Origin of the sequence: Sphingomonas aquatilis, assembly GCF_014196115.1 — a bacterium.
In the GTDB taxonomy this organism is placed as follows: domain Bacteria; phylum Pseudomonadota; class Alphaproteobacteria; order Sphingomonadales; family Sphingomonadaceae; genus Sphingomonas; species Sphingomonas aquatilis.
In genome coordinates this window covers 1-18,686 of record NZ_JACIDB010000009.1, presented here as the reverse complement: position 1 = coordinate 18,686, position 18,686 = coordinate 1, and the positions used below count along the sequence as shown (strand labels likewise).

Annotated in this window: 14 protein-coding genes and 1 tRNA gene; 9 read left to right on the top strand and 6 right to left on the bottom strand. The window is 66.2% G+C overall.

Annotated elements, in window-relative coordinates; all coding sequences use genetic code 11:
* Positions 1–156: 156 nt before the first annotated feature.
* The 4 genes from GGR47_RS15570 to GGR47_RS15555 form a co-directional block, all read right to left on the bottom strand.
* The gene (locus GGR47_RS15570) at positions 157–348 is read right to left on the bottom strand and encodes a YbdD/YjiX family protein (protein WP_147036617.1); all 192 of its coding nucleotides are present in this window, start codon (positions 346–348) and stop codon (positions 157–159) included.
* The gene (locus GGR47_RS15565) at positions 345–2,396 is read right to left on the bottom strand and encodes a carbon starvation CstA family protein (RefSeq protein WP_147036616.1); all 2,052 of its coding nucleotides are present in this window, start codon (positions 2,394–2,396) and stop codon (positions 345–347) included. Before GGR47_RS15565 ends, GGR47_RS15570 begins: the two co-directional genes overlap by 4 nt.
* A gap of 229 nt (positions 2,397–2,625) precedes the next feature.
* Entirely contained in the window at positions 2,626–4,563 is a 1,938-nt protein-coding gene (acs, locus tag GGR47_RS15560) for an acetate--CoA ligase (protein ID WP_147036615.1), read from the bottom strand.
* Between the two features lie 87 nt (positions 4,564–4,650).
* Complete coding sequence (locus GGR47_RS15555; RefSeq protein ID WP_147036614.1) at positions 4,651–5,478, bottom strand: alpha/beta fold hydrolase; 828 nt, start codon at positions 5,476–5,478, stop codon at positions 4,651–4,653.
* Positions 5,479–5,696: 218 nt separating this feature from the next.
* Between GGR47_RS15555 and GGR47_RS15550 the strand changes: the two genes are divergently transcribed.
* Positions 5,697–7,427 carry a DUF885 domain-containing protein gene (locus GGR47_RS15550; protein ID WP_147036621.1) on the top strand — a complete coding sequence of 577 codons (1,731 nt, stop codon included), beginning with the start codon at positions 5,697–5,699 and terminating at the stop codon, positions 7,425–7,427.
* A 295-nt stretch (positions 7,428–7,722) separates the two neighbouring features.
* Here GGR47_RS15550 and GGR47_RS15545 read toward each other — a convergent pair whose 3' ends face one another.
* Positions 7,723–9,162, bottom strand: a complete 1,440-nt coding sequence (locus GGR47_RS15545; protein ID WP_063689242.1) for an MFS transporter — start codon at positions 9,160–9,162, stop codon at positions 7,723–7,725.
* Between the two features lie 46 nt (positions 9,163–9,208).
* On the opposite strand from GGR47_RS15545, the gene GGR47_RS15540 reads away from it, so the two are divergent.
* On the top strand, positions 9,209–11,317 hold the full coding sequence (locus tag GGR47_RS15540) for a prolyl oligopeptidase family serine peptidase (protein ID WP_063689245.1): 2,109 nt from the start codon (positions 9,209–9,211) through the stop codon (positions 11,315–11,317).
* 35 nt (positions 11,318–11,352) lie between these two features.
* On the opposite strand, the gene GGR47_RS15535 is transcribed toward GGR47_RS15540, so the two are convergent.
* Positions 11,353–11,442: transfer RNA gene (locus GGR47_RS15535), tRNA-Ser, on the bottom strand.
* A gap of 112 nt (positions 11,443–11,554) precedes the next feature.
* On the opposite strand from GGR47_RS15535, the gene GGR47_RS15530 reads away from it, so the two are divergent.
* From GGR47_RS15530 to GGR47_RS15500, 7 genes are all read left to right on the top strand, one after another.
* Positions 11,555–12,583: a lytic murein transglycosylase gene (locus tag GGR47_RS15530; protein WP_371859740.1), complete on the top strand. Its 1,029-nt coding sequence runs from the start codon at positions 11,555–11,557 to the stop codon at positions 12,581–12,583.
* Positions 12,584–12,655: 72 nt separating this feature from the next.
* Complete coding sequence (locus GGR47_RS15525) at positions 12,656–13,822, top strand: D-alanyl-D-alanine carboxypeptidase family protein (protein WP_147036612.1); 1,167 nt, start codon at positions 12,656–12,658, stop codon at positions 13,820–13,822.
* Between the two features lie 13 nt (positions 13,823–13,835).
* Entirely contained in the window at positions 13,836–14,810 is a 975-nt protein-coding gene (locus GGR47_RS15520) for a DNA polymerase III subunit delta' (protein WP_147036611.1), read from the top strand.
* A gap of 43 nt (positions 14,811–14,853) precedes the next feature.
* Entirely contained in the window at positions 14,854–16,407 is a 1,554-nt protein-coding gene (gene metG, locus GGR47_RS15515) for a methionine--tRNA ligase (protein WP_147036610.1), read from the top strand.
* Positions 16,407–17,183, top strand: coding sequence for a TatD family hydrolase (locus GGR47_RS15510; RefSeq protein ID WP_147036620.1), 777 nt, complete (start codon positions 16,407–16,409; stop codon positions 17,181–17,183). The genes metG and GGR47_RS15510 overlap by 1 nt, the downstream gene beginning before the upstream one ends.
* On the top strand, positions 17,180–17,944 hold the full coding sequence (locus GGR47_RS15505; protein WP_167509759.1) for an MBL fold metallo-hydrolase: 765 nt from the start codon (positions 17,180–17,182) through the stop codon (positions 17,942–17,944). The genes GGR47_RS15510 and GGR47_RS15505 overlap by 4 nt, the downstream gene beginning before the upstream one ends.
* Positions 17,941–18,558 carry a retropepsin-like aspartic protease family protein gene (locus tag GGR47_RS15500; protein WP_043059328.1) on the top strand — a complete coding sequence of 206 codons (618 nt, stop codon included), beginning with the start codon at positions 17,941–17,943 and terminating at the stop codon, positions 18,556–18,558. The genes GGR47_RS15505 and GGR47_RS15500 overlap by 4 nt, the downstream gene beginning before the upstream one ends.
* Positions 18,559–18,686 lie beyond the last annotated feature (128 nt).

Genomic DNA, 18,686 nt, shown 5'->3' with positions numbered 1-18,686 from the left:
GGAGAGGTGCTATGGACCGGTATCAACCGACCTTGTGCCAATGCGGATTTGGGATCCTGTGCTGCGCCAGCGGCATGGCGGCTTCGATATGTGCGGTGACGTTCCTGCTGCTCGGCTGACCGCCGGCAGCGTCATGGCCGAAACCTTCGCTGCGCGTCAGCAGCAACGCCCGCCGTTGCGCCCGCCGTACCGGGCCTGCTGCCGGTCGCGAAAGAACGCGCTTTTGCTCATGATCGGCCGGTCCGGATGCGCCTCCGCCATATGCGCCCGGTATGTCTCGTAGGATGGCATGCCCACCAGCAGGTGCAGCGCATCGCGGAGCGTCCGGATTGTGCGGGTAATCGTCACGCCACCGCTCCCGCGGTCGCCGGAAGTTCGCTGACCGAGGGCGCGTCGATCCGTCGCGCCGCCAGGCACGTGCGAACGCCATATGCCACGATCGAAACGACCACCGCCAGGAACAGCGCGCACAGCGCCGCGTCGATCCGGTCGTTCATCACGATCCGCTGCATCTCGGCCAGCGACTTCGCCGGCGCCAGCACCTCGCCGCGCGCTGCCGCATCGGCGAAGCGGCTGGCATGGGCGAGGAAGCCCACGCGCGGATCGGACGCGAACAACTTCATCAGGCTGGCGGTGACGGTGCATAGCACCAGCCAGCTCGCGGGCAGGATCGTGACCCAGGCGTAGCGCTGCCGCTTCATGCGGAACAGCACGACCGTCGCCAGCGTCAGCGCGACCGCCGCGAGCATCTGGTTCGAAATCCCGAACAGTGGCCACAGCGTGTTCACGCCGCCCAGGGGATCGGTGACCCCTTGATAGAGGAAGAACCCCCAGGCCGCGACGCACAGACCCGTGCCGATCAGCCCCGGCACGATGGATGTCGCGTTACGGAAGCTCGGCACCGCCAGCCCGATCAGATCCTGCAACATGAAACGCCCGGCACGGGTGCCGGCGTCGACCGCGGTCAGGATGAACAGCGCCTCAAACAGGATCGCGAAATGATACCAGAAGGCCATCATCTCACGCCCGCCGATCAGACGGCTGAAGATATGCGCCATGCCGACCGCCAACGTAGGCGCGCCGCCTGCGCGGCTGATGATCGTCGTTTCGCCGACATCCTTCGCGGTCGCGGCGATCGTATCCGCACTGACGGCAAAGCCCATCTTGGTGACCGCGGCGGCCGCGCTGGCGGGATCGGTGCCGACGACCGCGGCGGGGCTGTTCATCGTGAAATAGACGCCCGGATCGATCACCGATGCCGCGACCAGAGCCATGATCGCGACGAAGCTTTCCATCAGCATCGCGCCATAGCCGATGAAGCGGGCATCGCCCTCGCTCGCGATCAGTTTGGGCGTCGTGCCGCTGGCGATGAGCGCGTGAAAGCCCGACACCGCGCCGCAGGCGATCGTGATGAACAGGAACGGGAACAGCGAACCCGACCACACCGGCCCGCTGCCGTCGATGAACTGCGTCAGCGCCGGCATACGCAGCGGCGGGGCGACCACCACGATGCCGATCGCCAGGGCAGCGATCGCGCCGATCTTGAGGAAGGTCGACAGGTAATCGCGGGGCGCGAGCAACAGCCACACCGGCAGCAGAGCAGCAATGGCACCATAGCCAATCAGGATCCAGCACAGCTGGACGGGCGTATAGGTGAACCACGGCGCCAGCGTCGCCGATTCTGCGACATTCTGGCCGTAGACGATCGCAAGGATCAGGCCGACCAGTCCCAGCAGCGACACCTCGCCGATCCGCCCCGGCCGGATCCAGCGCGTATAGACGCCCATCAGCAGCGCGAGCGGGATGGTGGCGGCGACGGTGAACAGGCCCCAGGGGCTGCCGGCGAGCGCACGGACGACGATCAGCGCCAGCACCGCCAGGATGATCACCATGATCATGAAGGCGCCAAACAGCGCGATCGTGCCCGGCACCGCGCCCATTTCCATGCGGATCAGCTCGCCGAGCGAGCGCCCGTCGCGCCGCATCGACAGGAACAGCACCATGAAGTCTTGCACCGCCCCTACCAGCACGACGCCGGCGAGCAGCCACAGCATGCCGGGCAGATAGCCCATCTGTGCCGCCAGCACCGGCCCGACGAGCGGCCCCGCGCCGGCGATCGCCGCGAAATGATGGCCGAACAGCACGCGCCGGTCGGTGGGGACGAAATCGAGACCGTCGGGATGGCGCACCGCCGGGGTGGGGCGGGCGGGGTCGATACCGACGATCTTGGCGAGATAGAGCGCGTAGAAGCGATAGGCGATCAGATAGACGGAGATTGCCGCGACGACGATCCAGATGGCGTTCACCGCCTCGCCCCGCGCGGTCGCGACCACGGCCAGCGCCGCCGCCCCGACCAGTGCGAGGACGATCCAGCCGATCCTGCTAGCGATGCCCATCCGTCTGTCTCCCTTTGCGGGAAATGCGTAGAGGGCGAGGGCATGAGGGGCAACCGGCAGGCGCGTTACGAAGCGTTACAGTCGCCCCACCCACACCGTCACCCCGGACTTGTTCCGGGGTCCACTCCGCGGCGAGGGGCATGACAAGAGGCTCGAGCGTTGCCCTCGCCGCCCAGTGGACCCCGGAACAAGTCCGGGGTGACGAGGAAGATTCGGCGACCGCGCCGCCTCAATCCACCCGGTTCGCCACCAGATCGTCCACCACCGCCGGGTCCGCTAGCGTCGACGTATCCCCCAGGCTCGACACATCGCCCTCGGCGATCTTGCGCAGGATGCGGCGCATGATCTTGCCCGATCGCGTCTTGGGAAGCGCAGGCGCGAACTGGAGCTTATCGGGCGTTGCGATCGGCCCGATCTCCTGCCGCACCCAGGCGACCAACGCCTTGTGCAGCTCGTCCGAACTCTCGCGGCCGGCGTTCAGCGTAACATAGGCGTAGATGCCCTGCCCCTTGACGTCATGCGGCATGCCGACGACCGCGGCCTCGGCCACCGCCTCATGCAGCACCAGCGCGCTCTCGACCTCGGCAGTGCCCATCCGATGGCCGCTGACATTGATGACGTCATCGACGCGGCCGGTGATCCAGTAATAACCGTCCGCGTCGCGGCGGCAGCCGTCTCCGGTGAAATAGCTGCCCTTGTAGGTGGTGAAATAGGTCTGGAAGAACCGCTCGGCATCGCCCCACACGCCGCGCATCTGCCCCGGCCAGCTTTCGGTGATGCAGAGGTTGCCCTGCGCTTCGCCGACCAATGGGCTGCCCTGATCGTCGACCAGTTGCAGCGTCACGCCCGGCAGGGGTTTGGCGGCGGAGCCGGGCTTCATCGGCACCGCGCCAGGAATCGGCGCGATCATTATCCCGCCCGTTTCGGTCTGCCACCAGGCATCCACGATCGGCGCACGGCCTTCGCCGACCACGTCGTGATACCAGCGCCACGCCTCGGGATTGATCGGCTCGCCGACCGATCCCAGCACCTTCAGCGAACTGCGGTCGGTCTTGCGGACGAAATCGTCGCCCTCCTTCATCAGCGCGCGCAGCGCCGTGGGGGCGGTGAAGAGCGTGTCGACATTATGCCGGTCGACGACCTGCCAGATGCGGCTGGCGTCGGGCCAGGTCGGCAGGCCTTCGAACATCACCGTCGTCGCCCGGTTCGCGAGCGGGCCGTAGAGGATGTAGGTGTGGCCCGTTACCCAGCCGATATCGGCCGCGCACCAAAAGATCTGGCCGGGCTTATAGTCGAACGCGATCTGATGGGTGAGGCTCGCCCACAGGAGATATCCGCCCGAGGTGTGCATCACCCCCTTGGGCTTGCCGGTCGAACCGCTGGTATAGAGAATGAACAGCGGGTCCTCGGCGTCCATCTCTTCCGCCGGGCAGTCGGTGCCGACCGCGGCCGCCGCGTCGTGATACCAGACGTCGCGGTCACCCATCGGCACATCGGCGCCCGTCGCCTTGACGACGATGACCTTTTCGAGGCTAGGCGCGCGCGCCGCTGCTTCGTCAACGCAGGCCTTCAGCTTGATCCGCTTGCCGCCGCGCCGGCCTTCGTCGGCGGTGACGACGATGCGCGATCCGCAATCCTCGATCCGGCCCGCCAGCGCGTCCGCCGAGAAGCCCCCGAACACCACCGAATGGATCGCGCCGATCCGCGCGCAGGCGAGCGCCGCATACGCCGCCTCCGGGATCATCGGCATGTAGAGTGTGACGCGATCGCCCTTGCCAACCCCCTGGCTCTTCAGCACGTTGGCGAAGCGGCAGACCTCAGCATGCAGGTCGCGATAGGTGATGTGCCGCGCCTCTTCGGTCGGCACGTCGGGTTCCCAGATGATCGCCACCGTGTCGCCATGCGCGGCCAGATGCCGGTCGATGCAATTGGCCGCGACGTTCAATTTGCCGTCGGCGAACCATTTGATGTGGAAATTGGCCTCGGCGAACGACCAGTCGCCGGCGATCGTGGGCGTGCGCGTCCAGTCGAGGCGCTTGGTCGCCTGATCCAGCCAGAAGCCGCCGGGGTTGCTCGTCGCCGCTTCGTACAACTCGGCATAGGCCTTGGCGTCGAGGCTGGCGTTCGTCCAATCGCCGGTGATCGGATAGATTTCTGGATCGGTCATCACGCTCCCCAACTCAAAACCGCGGGCACCTCCCGGGCGCCCGCGGCACTGCTTACCGATGCATCTCGCCCGGCGCCAGCCGTAGCGTCAGCGCCCGAGGAAGGTCAGCAGATCGTTGGTCAGCCGGTCGCCATGCGTGGCGAACAGGCCGTGCGGCGCGCCGTCGTATTCCACCAGCTGGCTGTCCGCGATCGCCTCGGCCGCGGCGCGACCGGTGGCATCGATCGGCACCGTCACGTCGGACGTGCCGTGGATGATCAGCGTCGGCACGCGGAAGGCGCCGAGATCGGGGCGGAAATCGGTGTGGCCGAACGCCTCGGCGCAGGCGAGCGTCGGCTTCAGCCCCGCCTGCATCGCGGTCGCCGTCGCCGCATCCAGCACCGCATCGCTCACCGGATGGCTGATCACACCGACACCGAAGAACTGCTTGAAGAAGGTGCTGCGGAAGAAGTGCGCCCGATCCTTCTGGATGTTCTCGCCGATCTCGGCAAGATCCGCCTCGGCGACGCCATTCGGATTGTCCTCGGTCTTCAGCATATAGGGGACGACCGATCCGACCAGCGCGGCGGCGATCACGCCCTTGCCGCCATGACGGCTCATGTAGCGCGCGACCTCGCCACCCCCCATCGAGAAGCCGACCAGCGTCGCGTCGCTGTCCGCGCCGGTGGCGGCCATCACGTCGGCCAGATCGTCGGCGAGCGTGTCGTAATCATAGCCGCTCCACGGCTGCCCCGACCGTCCGAACCCACGCCGGTCATAGGCGATCGCGCGGAAGCCCGCGTCCGCCAGCGCCATCATCTGCGGGTCCCAGCTGTCCGCCGACAACGGCCAGCCATGGATCAGGATCACCGGCCGGCCCGAGCCCCAGTCCTTGACGTAAATATCGGTGCCGTCGCGCGTTTTGATATAGGGCATGGCGATCATCCTTTCAGGCAATGCGCTGCCCCAACGAGGCGGATCGGGCGGCCGTTCCGCAACTTAGATCACATTTCCGAGCAACCGCCCGGATAGCCGTCGGCGACCGAAGGGGGTGGCGCCATCGGGTCCGGGCTGTCAGGATCGGCCGCGACAAGCGCCGGAATGGCGGAGTGGAGACGGATATGACGGTCAGGGTCAGGGCATCCCTGTTGGCGATGGCGATCGCGGCAACGGTATCGGCAGGCTGTTCGCGTGGCGCTGCGCCCGCCGCCAACGAGGCGGCCACCGCGCCCGCGCCGAAGCCCGTCGCCACGCCCAGCAACTGGGTGCGCTTTCGCGACGGCTTCATCGAAAGCTGGTTCCGGATCGATCCCGCCTTCGCGGTGTATGAAGGCCGCCACGATTTCGACGGTCAGCTGCCCGACTGGAGCGCGGCGGGACTGAAGCGCCAGTCCGAATTCCTGCACCAGACGATCGACCGCGCCAAGGCGTTCGGCGACGCCGATCTATCGCCGCAGGACCGGTTCGAGCGCGACTATCTGGTGCGCGTTGCGGAGGGCAAGCTGTTCTGGCTCGACGACGCCGACCAGCCGCACAACAACCCGGCTTATTATGTCGGCGGCGGCCTCGACCCCAACGTCTATATCGCGCGGCCCTATGCCGATGCGCCGACGCGGATGAAGGCGGTGATCGCCTTCCTGCAACGCGTGCCGGCGGCGGTCGGCAACATCCGCGCGAACCTGAAGACGCCGATGCCCTTGTCGTTCGTGAATTACGGGGTGGCCGGCTTCAACGGCTTTGCCGATTATTACGGCGGCGACGCGGTGAAGGCCTTCGCCGATGTCGACGATCCCACGCTGCAGGAGCAGCTCAAGACCGCCTCCGCCGCCGCCAGCGAGGCAATGCGCGGCCTCGGCACGTGGCTCGCGTCGCAACGCGGCAGCGCGACTCAGGATTTCGCGCTCGGCGCCGATCGCTTCCAGCGGATGGTCCGTGCGACCGAGGGCGTCGATGCCTCGCTCGACCAGCTCGAGGCGGCGGGCCGCGCCGATCTGAAGCGCAACCAGAACGCGCTTACCGCTGCCTGCGCGCTTTACGCGAAGGGCAAGACGATCCCGCAGTGCATCGACAAGATGAACGCCGACAAGGCGCCCGATGGCCCGGTCGCCGAAGCCCGCCGCCAGATCCCCGAGCTGCGCGCCTTCGTCGTCAAGCACGACCTCGTTACCATTCCCGGGACCGAAGAGGCGAAGGTCGAGGAAAGCCCGCCCTACAACCGTCAGAATTCCGCCTATATCGATCCCGCCGGGCCGTTCGAAAAGAACGTGCCGTCGGTCTATTATATCTCGCCGCCCGATCCGGCGTGGGACAAGAAAACGCAGGATGCCTTCGTGCCGGGGCGCAAGGACCTGCTGTTCACCTCGATCCATGAGGTGATGCCGGGCCACTTCCTCCAGTTCCTGCATTCGAACCGGGCCAAATCGCCGATCGGTCGCCTGTTCGTCGGCTACGCCTTTGCCGAGGGCTGGGCGCACTATGCCGAAGAGATGATGTGGGAAGCCGGCATCGACAACGGCAAGCCCGAAACGCACATCGGCCAGCTCAGCAACGCACTGCTGCGCGACTGCCGCTTCCTGTCCGCCATCGGCCTGCACGCACGCGGCATGACGCAGGCGCAGAGCCTCCAGATGTTCCGCGAGCAATGCTATCAGGACGAAGGTAATGCGCGCCAACAGGCGGCCCGCGGCACCTACGATCCCGCCTATCTCAATTACACGATGGGCAAGCTGCTGATCCGCAAGCTCCGCGACGACTGGACCGCCAGCCGCGGCGGGCGAAAGGCGTGGAAGGCCTTCCACGATCAATTCCTCAGCTACGGCGGCCCGGCCATCCCCCTCGTCCGCCAGCAGATGATGGGCGAAGACACCGCCCGGGCGGTGTTCTGATCGTACCTCGCCCGTCACCCCGAGCTTAACCCGCGCCCCCCCCCTGCTTCCGCGCATCGGGTGTATAAGCGGGACCGCGGATCTTCGGCCGGGGTGACGGAATGTGGGTAAATGCCCCACCGCGACCCAAGCCGCGTTCTGAGCCTACAATTCCTCCCTCGCTTCAGTGGGGGAGGGGGACCGTTCGCGCCAGCGAATGGTGGAGGGGGCGTTTCCGCAATCGCTAAGCCCGCTGCATCCTCCCCCTCCGTCAGCTTCGCTGCCACCTCCCCCTGGCGGGGGAGGACTGCACGAACTACCGCGACACCTGCGTGCCCGGCTGCTCATCCTCCGCCTCGTCACTGCGCGGATTACGGATCGACGGGCGCAGTCGCGCAAGGCTGCACAGACCCGCGACCAGCGCCAGCCCCGCAGCGACCAACGGCGGCGTCGATGTCGCCCCCACGCCCATCGCCAGCAGGGCCGCGACCAGCGTGGCGCCGGTCGTCTGGCCGACCAGCCGCACCGTGCCGACCAGCCCGCCTGCGGCCGCCGCCCGCTCGCGCGGGGCGGATCCGATGATCAGCCGCGCATTGGGCGGCAGGAACAGTCCGAACCCAGACCCGCACAGCGCCATCCGCCACGCGATATCGACATAGGTCGCGTCCGCCGGCAGCAGCGCGATCAGCGTCAACGCGACGATCGATACCGCCATGCCGATGCCGCCGAGCAGCCCCGCGGGCACGCGGTCGGACAGCCAGCCCGCCAGCGGCGCGACGATCATGTTGGTCAGCGGCCACGGCGCGATCGCCGCGCCCACCGCGGCGGCGCTCCAGCCATAACCGTGCGTCAGCCGGAACGGCGTCGACAGCAGCAGCGTCATCGAAGCGGTGAAAGCGGTGTATGCGCCGATGGCCGACAGCGCGATCACGGGCTTCGCCAACAGATCGACCGGCAGGATGGGCTTGGCTTCGCCACGCTCGCGGCGGATGAACACCCAGCCGATCGCCGCGCCGACCCCGACGATCGCGGCGGAGACGACCGGACTGTCGCCATGTACCGCGCTCTCCGCCCCGGAAATGACCAGGCCGATCATGCTCGCGCACATCACCGCGCCGAGTACGTCGAACGGCTCCTTGCGCGGCTGCGGCGCAGGCAGTGCGCGGCCGAGGACCAGGCTGATGATCGCGAAGGGCACCGCGCTTGCGAACACCCACGGCCATGGCGCGATCCCCAGCACCAGCCCGCCCAACGTCGGTGCCAGCGCCGCCGAACTCGACACGACGACCGAATTGATGCCGAGGCCCCGGCCGAGCTGCGACGAGGGATAGATCGAGCGGATCAGCGCCGACGAGACGCTCAACGCCGCCGCTGCGCCCAACGCCTGCGCTGCTCGCACCACCAGCAGGAACGGCAGGCTTTTGGCGAAGAAGCACAGCACTGTCGCCACGGTGAACAACAGCTGCCCGAACTGATAGGTGCGCTTCAGCCCGAACCGGTCGCCGAGGCCCGCAAAGGGCAGGATCATCATCGCGAGGATCAGCTGGTAGACGGTGACCACCGACACCACCGCACTGCTGCCGACGTGCAGGTCCGTCGCGATCGTCGGCAGCGCGACCGTGGCGATGCCGCCATCAATGATCGTCAGCGCGGTGCCGGCCGAAATCGCCCCGATCGCCACGAAGCGACGGGGCAGGGGCAGGCCATCGCCGCTTTCGCGTGCCGGTGCCTTGCCCGTGGGGCCATTGCCCGGCACAACCGGTCCATCACTGCTCGTAGCACCCCTGGGAGATTGCACCCCGATGATCGTCCGCACGCTGCTGATCGCCTCCACCATGCTTGCCGCGACCTCCGCCTTCGCGCAGAGCACGCCCGTGACCGATACCGATCCCTATATCTGGCTGGAAGACAAGGACGGCGCCAAGCCGCTCGCCTGGGTCGAGGCCGAAAACGCCCGCACGCTGCCCCGGTTGCAGAACGATCCGCGCTACCAGGGCTTTTACGCCGACGCGCTGGCGATTGCCTCTGCGAAGGATCGCATTCCGATGCCGAACCAGCTGTTCGGCCGCATCTACAATTTCTGGCGCGACGCCGATCACCCGCAGGGCATCTGGCGCTGGACGAGCGAGGCGGATTACGCAGCGCCGCAGCCCAAATGGACCGTCGCGCTCGATCTCGACGCGCTGTCGAAAGCCGAGGGCAAGAAGTGGGTGTGGAAGGGCGCAAGCTGCCTCCATCCCGAAGAGCGCCTCTGCCTCGTCGCATTGTCCGAAGGCGGCGAGGACGCGATCAGCTATCGCGAGTTCGACCTGGCGACCGGACAGTTCGTGCCCGGCGGTTTCTCGCTACCCAAGTCGAAGCAGGGCGCGAGCTGGCTCGACAAGGATACGCTGCTCGTCAGCCGCGACTGGGGCGCCGGCACGATGACCGGATCGAGCTATCCCTTCGTCGTCAAGATGGTGAAGCGCGGCCAACCGCTGGATGCCGCCAAGGAAATCTTCCGCGGCGCGCCGACCGATCAGCTGGGCACCTATGCCGGCGTGATGACCGACGGGCAGGGCCATCGTCTGGTCACGATCGAACGCCGCACCACCTTCTTCGGCGGCGAGACGCATGTCTGGACGCCAGAGGGCACGAAGAAGCTCGACATTCCGGCGCGTACCTTCCCCGCCGGCATGGTCGCCGGGCAGGTGCTGTTCCAAACCAGCGATCCCTGGGGCGCCGTTGCCGCCGGCTCGGTCGCCTCGGCCCCGCTCGCCATGGTCGAAAGCGGCCGGGTGACGCCGACGATATTGTTCGCGCCCAATCCGCGCCAATCGGTGGACGAAGTGGTGACGACCAAGGACCATGTCGTCCTGATCTATAACGACAATGTACGCGGTCGCGCGGCGGTCTACACGCCGGGCAAGGCGGGCTGGACCGCGCGGCCGATCGCCTTGCCGGACAACGTCTCGCTCGGCGTCGCCAGTGCCGACGATCGCAGCGACCACGGCTATATGACCGTCACCGGCTTCCTGACGCCGACCACGCTGCTGCCGCTCGACGCCGCGACGGCGAGCGTCGGCAAGCCGGTCAAGACGCTGCCGCCCAAGTTCGATTCGGCAGGTCTGGTGGTCGAGCAGCATGAGGCGACGTCGACCGACGGCACCAAGGTCCCGTATTTCATCGTCCACCATAAGGACATTCCGCTCAACGGCAGCACGCCGACGATCATGACGGCCTATGGCGGCTTTGAGCTGCCCATGCTGCCCGCCTATTCGGCGATCACCGGCAAGCTGTGGCTGGAGCGTGGCGGCTCCTACGTGCTCGCGAACATCCGTGGCGGCGGCGAATTCGGTCCCGCCTGGCACGATGCCGGCCGCAAAACCAAGCGACAGATCATCTACGACGATTTCGCCAGCGTCGCGAAGGACCTGTTCGCGCGCAAGCTGACCAGCCCGCAGGAGCTGGGCATCTACGGCGGATCGAACGGGGGTCTGCTGATGGGCGTCGAGTTCAACCAGCACCCTGACCTATGGAAGGCGGTGACGATCCAGGTCCCGCTGCTCGACATGATGCGCTACGAACAGATCGAGGCGGGTAAGTCCTGGGTCGACGAATATGGCTCGGTCGACGTGCCGGCGGAAAAGGCGTTCCTACGCACGATCTCGCCCTATCAGAATATCAAGAAGGGGGTGGCCTATCCCGAACCCTATATCTGGACCACGACCAAGGACGACCGCGTCGGCCCGCAGCATGCCCGCAAGTTCGCCGCGCGCCTGAAGGAATACGGCCTGCCGTATCTGTTCTACGAGGACACCGCCGGCGGCCATTCGGGCGATGCCGACATCGAACAGGGCGCCCGCCTGCAGGCGCTGCAGATGACCTATTTCGCGCAGAAGCTGATGGGTCCGGCGCAGCCCGCAAAATAATCGCCGCTGCCTCCCCGGTTTCGGCCGGGGAGCCTTGGCGGAGGGAGTGGGATTCGAACCCACGGTAGGCTTCCACCTACGGCGGTTTTCAAGACCGCTGCCTTAAACCACTCGGCCATCCCTCCGTGTGGAGCGCCCGAATACGCGCACCGCGCTTGTCCGTGCAAGCCCCGCGACGATAGGAGGTTCACGCGGGATGCCGGCTGTGGCACCTCCGATGGCATGTGGGGGCATCCGATGACGCGCGGGCTGAAGGCCGGTTTGATGGCGACGATCCTGGCAATGGCTTCGGCCGGACCGGTCGCGGCGCAGGACGAGCAGGGCTTCCAGTCCTATCTCGGCACGCTGCGCGCGCAGGCGCTGGCCGAGGGTGTCACGCGTCGCACGGTCGACGAGGTATTCCCGACGCTGACGCTCAGCGAGCGGACGATCGAGCTCGACCGCGCGCAGCCGGGTAATCCGGGTCGCACCGCGACGCCGCCGTTCGCGCCCTATCGGATCAGTCACGTCGATGCCGCGCGGATCGGCCGCGGGCGCAGTACCTATCAGGCGCAGCGAGCGCGCCTCGCCCGTGTCGAGCGGGAGACGGGCGTCCCCGAATCGATCATGGTCGCGATCTGGGGGCATGAAACGAATTACGGCGCCTACACGGGCAATTTCGATCTGCTTCGCAGCCTGGCGACGCTGGCCTATGAGGGTCGTCGGCGCGAGCTGTTCGCCAGCGAATTCATCGCCGGCCTGAAAATCCTCGACCGCGGCATCCCGCGCGAGCGGCTGAAGGGCAGCTGGGCAGGCGCCACCGGTAATCCTCAATTCCTGCCCTCGGTCTATCTGCGCCTCGCCCGCGACGGCGATGGCGACGGGCGCGCGGATATCTGGACCAGCCCGGCGGATACGCTCGCCTCGATCGGCAACTATTTCGAGAATGCCGGCTGGCGGCCGGGCCAGCCCTGGGGCATCGCGGTGCGCGTCCCCGCCGGCTTCGACCGCGCCGCGCTGACGACGCGCATGGTCTCACCGCGCTGCCCGCGGGTGTTCGAGCGGCACAGCCAGTGGCGGACGATGGCCGAATGGCGTGCGCTCGGCCTCGTGCCGCAGGGCAGGGGCTGGCCCGCGGACAGCGTGCAGGCGACGCTGATCGAGCCGGATGGCCCCAATGCCACCGCCTATCTGCTCACCAGCAATTACCGTGTGATCCTCGATTACAATTGCTCGAACTTCTACGCGCTGTCCGTCGGCCTGCTCGCCGACGCGGTTGAGGGCTGACGCGGCGCGGTTGCGGCGCTATGCCTGACCCATTCCACCATTATTACCCTGCCGAAAGCCGAACCCGACGTCATGAAACCGCTGATCGCCGCTCCCTTCGCCATCGTCGCGCTCGCCATGCCTTCCGTCGCTGCGGCGCCGCAGTTCCAGGGCATCGCGCCGATCGCCTTCATGCAGGATCTGTCGTCGGGCGCTGTCCTGTATCAGCGTGACGCCGACCGCCGCATGCCGCCCGCATCGATGGCGAAGATGATGACGGTCTACGTCGCCTTCGACATGATCAAGAAGGGCGAGCTAAAGCTGGACCAGATGATCACCGTCCGCCCCGAAACCTGGGCGAAGTGGCATGGGCCGCAGGCGGGATCGACCATGTTCCTGTCGCCCAACGAAAACGTCAGCGTCCAGAACCTGCTGAAGGGCATCGTCACGCTGTCGGGCAACGACGCCTGCGTCGTGCTGGCCGAGGGTATTTCGGGCACCGAGCAAACGTTCACAGACCGGATGAATGCGCAGGCGAAGCGCCTTGGCCTCACCAACAGTCACTTCGGCACCGCCAATGGCTGGCCGGACAATGGCGTCACCTATGTGACCGCGCGCGACCTCGCTCATCTGGCCACCGCGACGATCCAGGATTTCCCGGATCTCTATAAGCGCTTCTACTCGCTGCCGAACTTCACCTGGGGCAAGACGCTGGGGGCAGGGGCGGACATCACGCAGGCGAATCGCGATCCTTTGCTGGGCCGCGTCGCCGGCGCCGACGGCCTGAAGACCGGCCATACCGAAGAGGCCGGCTACGGCTTCACCGGGTCTGCCGAGCAGAACGGCCGGCGTCTGGTGATGGTCGTTGCGGGGCTGACGTCGTCCAAGGATCGCGCCGAGGAATCGGTGCGCTTCATGGAATGGGGCTTCCGCGCCTGGCAGGCAAAACCCGTCGTCGCGGCGGGTAAGCAGGTGTCGACGGCGGAAGTGCAGATGGGCAGTTCCAGCAACGTCGGTCTGGTCGCGCCGCGCCAGCTGACCGTCACGCTGCCCGCTGGCGCCGTGCCGCAGATGAGCGCCAAGGTCGTCTACGAAGGTCCGATCAAGGCGCCGATCACCAAGGGCCAGCATATCGCCGACCTCGTCGTGACGTCGCCCGATCTGCCCGAGCAGCGCCTGCCGCTGGTCGCGGACAAGGACGTCGGTCAGGCGGGCTTCTTTGGTCGCGCCTGGGCTGGGCTGACCTCGTTCTTCGGTTGATCGCGCAACCGCGATGACCGCGTTGTTCGGTAATGCCGAGGCGCAGGAGGCCGTCGCGGCCGCCGTGCGCAGCGGTGTGCTGCATCACGCCTGGTTGCTGGTCGGGCCGCAAGGCGTCGGCAAGGCGCGCTTCGCCGAGATGGCGGCGTTGCGCATGCTGGCCGAGGCGAGCGTGAGCGGGGTAAGCGCGCCGGGACTGACGGTGCCCGACGATCATCCCACGCGCGCCTTGGTGGAGGCCGGGTCGCATCCCGACCTACGCATCCTGCGCCGTCTGCCCAAGGATGCCGACAAGCCCGATCAGGACATCGCGCGGTCGATCAGCATCGCGCAGGTGCGCAGCCTGCAACCGATGTTCGCAACGACGCCGTCGATGGGCGCGCGCCGGGTCGTCATTATCGACGCGGCTGACGATCTCGAGCGCAACGGGGCAAATGCGCTGCTCAAGAACCTGGAGGAACCGCCGGTGGGAACGGTGTTCCTGCTGGTGAGCCATGCTCCCGGACGATTGCTCCCCACGATCCGCTCGCGATGCCGGGTCCTGCGCTTCGGCGCGCTCGACGAAACCGACATGCGCCGTGCGCTACACGACGCTTTGCCCGATGCCGATAGCGACGAGATCGGGACGTTGATCGCGGCGGGGGAGGGCTCGCCGGGACGTGCGATCCGTTATGCGGGGTTGGACGTTGCTGCCCTCGACAATGCGATCGCCGCGATCGCCACCGATGGCGATCCGATGAACACGCGTCGGTCAGCGCTTGCCAAGGCTTTGGCGGGGAAGGGGAATGCCGCGCGCTACGAAGTGTTCCTCGATCGGGTTCCGGCAATTATCGCGCGCGAAGCCCGTGGGCGGGCGGGGACGCGCCTGAAAACCGCGCTCGACGCTCAGGCTGCTGCGCGCGACCTCGCCGGGGCAGCAATGGGCCTGTCGCTCGATGCACAGGCGACGGTGTTCGAGATGGCGGCGATCGTCGCGCGGCTGCGCTGACGCCGCTTCACCTCGCCGGATCGATCGACTAGGGAAGCGCGCTATGGCCGATCCCTATTACATCACCACCGCAATCCATTACCCCAACGGCCGTCCGCACATCGGCCATGCCTATGAGATGATTGCCGCGGATGCGATCGCACGCTTCCAGCGGCAGGCGGGGCGCGACGTGCGCTTCCAGACCGGCACCGACGAACATGGGCTGAAGATGGCGCAGACCGCGCGCACCCGCGGCATCGACGTGCGCGCCTTCGCCGACGAAATGTCGTCGCATTTCAGCGCGATGGCGGACACGCTCAACGTCTCATACGACCGATTCATCCGCACCGTCGAACCCGATCACTACGCGGCCAGCCAAGCGATTTGGCAGGCGATGCGCGATGCCGGCGACCTGTACCTCGATCGGTATGAGGGCTGGTATTCGGTGCGCGACGAGGCCTTCTACGACGAGAAGGAACTGGTCGAGGGGGAAGGGGGCGCCAAGCTGTCCCCCCAGGGTACGCCCGTCGAATGGACCGCCGAAGAGACGTGGTTCTTCCGCCTGTCAAAATATCAGCAGCCGCTGCTCGACCTGTACGCCGCCAACCCCGATTTCATCCGCCCTGAGGCGCGCCGCAACGAGGTGATGCGCTTCGTCGAGGGCGGTCTGTCGGATTTGTCCGTGTCGCGGACCAGCTTCGACTGGGGGGTGCCGGTGCCGGACAGCCCCGGCCACGTCATGTATGTGTGGGTCGATGCGCTGACCAATTACTTGACTGGTGCCGGTTATCCGAACGATTCCGAGATGATGGCACGCTTCTGGCCCGCCGATCTGCATCTGATCGGCAAGGACATCACGCGCTTCCACACCGTATACTGGCCGGCATTCCTGATGTCGGCGAATTTGCCGCTGCCGAAACAGGTGTTCGCACACGGCTTCGTGCTCCACCGGGGTGAGAAGATGTCGAAATCGGTCGGCAACGTCGTCAGCCCCAACGAACTGACCGATGCGTTCGGGGTCGATGCGGTCCGCTATTTCCTGCTGCGCGAAGTCAGCTTCGGGCAGGACGGCAGCTATTCGGCTGAGGCGATCGTGACGCGCGTCAATGCGGAGCTCGCCAACAGCTTCGGCAATCTGGCGCAGCGCACATTGTCGTTCATCGCCAAGAATCTGGATGGCGCGCTGCCGGATGCCGGGCGCAGCGATCCGGCGGACGCGATGCTGGTCGAGGAGATGGTCGTCGCCTGCGCCGGACTGCGGACGGCATTCGACGATCTGATGCTGAGCCAGGGCATCGAGGCATGGATGCGCGGCGTCTTCGCGTGCAATCAGTATATCGATGCGCAAGCCCCCTGGGCGTTGCGCAAAACCGATCCCGATCGGATGCATGCGGTGCTAGGCACGCTGGTGCGGGCGATCCGGATGCTGGCGATTGCGATCCTGCCCGTCGTGCCGCAATCGGCTGGCAAGGTGCTGGATCAGCTCGGCGCGGACGAGCGTGACCATGCCGCGATCGACGACGATGGCTGGTATGGCCGCCAGCAGGCCGCGGGCTTTACGATCGCACCGCCGTCGCCGGTCTTCCCACGGCTCGAATTGCCTGCCGCCGCGGCATGATGTTCGCCGACAGCCACTGCCACCTCAATTACAAAGGGGTGTTCGAGCAGCAGGGTGAGGTGCTCGCCCGCGCCCGAGCACGTGGGGTTGGGGCGATGCTCAACATCTCGACGCGCGAAAGCGAATGGGACGCGGTGGTCGCGACAGCCGAGCGCGAACCCGACGTCTGGGCTTCGATCGGCATCCACCCGCACGAGGCCGATCAGCATCCCGACGTTGACATCGCGCGCCTCGTCGACCGAACGGCGCATCCGCGCATCGTCGGCATCGGTGAATCCGGCCTCGATTATTACTATGATCATTCCGATCGTGCCCGCCAGCAGGCAAGCTTCCGGAGTCATATCGGAGCGTGTCGCGAAACAGGGCTTCCCCTCATCGTCCACACCCGTGACGCGGAAGAGGACACACTGGCGATCCTGCGCGATGAGATGAAGCAGGGGGCCTATACGGGCGTCATCCACTGTTTCACCGCAAGCGGCGCCTTTGCCGATGCGGCGCTGGAGCTCGGGTTCTACATCTCGATCTCGGGGATCGTAACGTTCAAGAATGCGCGCGACCTGCAAGAGACGGCGGCCCGGCTGCCGATCGAACGGCTGCTGATCGAAACCGACGCTCCATTTCTGGCGCCGGTGCCGCATCGCGGCAAACAGGGCGAGCCTGCTTTCGTCGCGGACACCGCGACCTTCCTCGCCCAGCTGCGCGGCGAAGCGATCGAAGAGCTGGCCGCACGGACCGCAGATAACTTCTTCACGTTGTTCAATAAGGCGCGCGCGTGAAGGTTCGCATTCTCGGATCGGGCACGTCATCGGGCGTGCCGCGGATCGGGAACGACTGGGGCGCCTGCGACCCCAACGAACCACGCAACCGGCGTACGCGCGTATCGTTGCTCGTCGAGCATGACGACACGCGTATCCTGGTCGACACAGGCCCCGACATGCGGGAACAGTTGCTCGCGGCGGATGTGTCGACGGTCGACGCGATCCTGTGGACGCACGATCATGCCGATCATTGTCATGGCATCGACGACGTTCGCCAGATTTTCCACGCCATGCGTCGACCAGTCCCGGGCTATGCGCGGACGAGCACGCTCACCGCGCTCCGCGATCGGTTTGCTTATGTCTTCGCCGGCCGACAGGGCTATCCGCCGACGGTGGAGAGTGCCGTGTTGCCCGATAGGCTGACGATCGGTGCGATCACGGTCGACGTCGTCGATCAGCCGCACGGTCATATCACCTCGGCCGGCCTGCGCTTTTCAGCGGGTGGCGCAGTGGTGGGATATGCCACCGACTTTCACGAACTGACCCCGGCGATGCGCGCGCTCTACACGGGGCTCGACGTCTGGATCGTCGATGCGCTCCGCTATGCGCCGCATCCGACCCATCCGCACGTGCCGGAGGTGCTCGACTGGATCGCAGAGCTTCGGCCGAAACGGTCAGCCTTCATACATATGGATCAGAGCATGGATTACGCCACGCTGGTCCGCGATCTGCCGCCCGGTGTCGAACCCGGCTACGATGGATTAGAATTCGTCCTATGAACCTCGACTCGGGCGGCCAGGCGGTCATCTATCTGCTGCTGCTCATCCTGCCGATCTCGGCGCTGATCGCCCGGCGGGTGCCGGTATTGCGGGTCGTCCTGTCGCTGGTCAGTTGGGCGGTAATCGCGGGGTTGCTGTTGGTGGTGATCACCGAGCGTGAACGGTTCGATCCGTATCTGCAATATGTTACGCGGCTGCTGAAATTGGACGACCAGAATGTCGTCGGCGAGGAAACGCGCATCAGAATGTCTGCCGACGGGCATTTCTGGGCGAAAGTGACGATCGATGGCGTGAACCGGCGCATGCTCGTCGATAGCGGCGCGACCCTGACGGCATTGTCTACGGACACCGCGGCCGCCGCGTCGCTGGACGTGAGGGACAGCCTGATCCCGATCGTGCTCAATACGGCGAACGGGCGCATCCAGGCGCGGAGCGCGACGGTGCGAGACCTGAAACTCGGCGATATCGTCGCGCGTGATTTGCCGGTGGTCGTATCGCCCGCGTTCGGCGACACCGACGTCCTCGGCATGAACTTCCTGTCGAAGCTGAAATCCTGGCGGGTTGAGGGAAATACGCTGATCCTCGTACCGCATCATCACCAGAAATTTACATAATGTATATTATCAATCTTACGGTGTGTAGGTGCTTGTAAGCGCAACGTGGAAATGAGACTCTCCTGCAATTTAGAAGTGAGACGGTAACCTCTACGGCAGGCTTCGGGTGTCATGGTCACCTCCATTTT

Excerpts from the sequence above, each read along its gene's own strand:
- GGR47_RS15565 (WP_147036616.1), bottom strand. The coding sequence starts at position 2,396 with ATGGGCATCGCTAGCAGGATCGGCTGGATCGTCCTCGCACTGGTCGGG.
- acs (WP_147036615.1), bottom strand. The coding sequence starts at position 4,563 with ATGACCGATCCAGAAATCTATCCGATCACCGGCGATTGGACGAACGCC.
- GGR47_RS15555 (WP_147036614.1), bottom strand. The coding sequence starts at position 5,478 with ATGCCCTATATCAAAACGCGCGACGGCACCGATATTTACGTCAAGGAC.
- GGR47_RS15550 (WP_147036621.1), top strand. The coding sequence starts at position 5,697 with ATGGCGATCGCGGCAACGGTATCGGCAGGCTGTTCGCGTGGCGCTGCG.
- GGR47_RS15540 (WP_063689245.1), top strand. The coding sequence starts at position 9,209 with ATGATCGTCCGCACGCTGCTGATCGCCTCCACCATGCTTGCCGCGACC.
- GGR47_RS15530 (WP_371859740.1), top strand. The coding sequence starts at position 11,555 with ATGACGCGCGGGCTGAAGGCCGGTTTGATGGCGACGATCCTGGCAATG.
- GGR47_RS15525 (WP_147036612.1), top strand. The coding sequence starts at position 12,656 with ATGAAACCGCTGATCGCCGCTCCCTTCGCCATCGTCGCGCTCGCCATG.
- GGR47_RS15520 (WP_147036611.1), top strand. The coding sequence starts at position 13,836 with ATGACCGCGTTGTTCGGTAATGCCGAGGCGCAGGAGGCCGTCGCGGCC.
- metG (WP_147036610.1), top strand. The coding sequence starts at position 14,854 with ATGGCCGATCCCTATTACATCACCACCGCAATCCATTACCCCAACGGC.
- GGR47_RS15510 (WP_147036620.1), top strand. The coding sequence starts at position 16,407 with ATGTTCGCCGACAGCCACTGCCACCTCAATTACAAAGGGGTGTTCGAG.
- GGR47_RS15500 (WP_043059328.1), top strand. The coding sequence starts at position 17,941 with ATGAACCTCGACTCGGGCGGCCAGGCGGTCATCTATCTGCTGCTGCTC.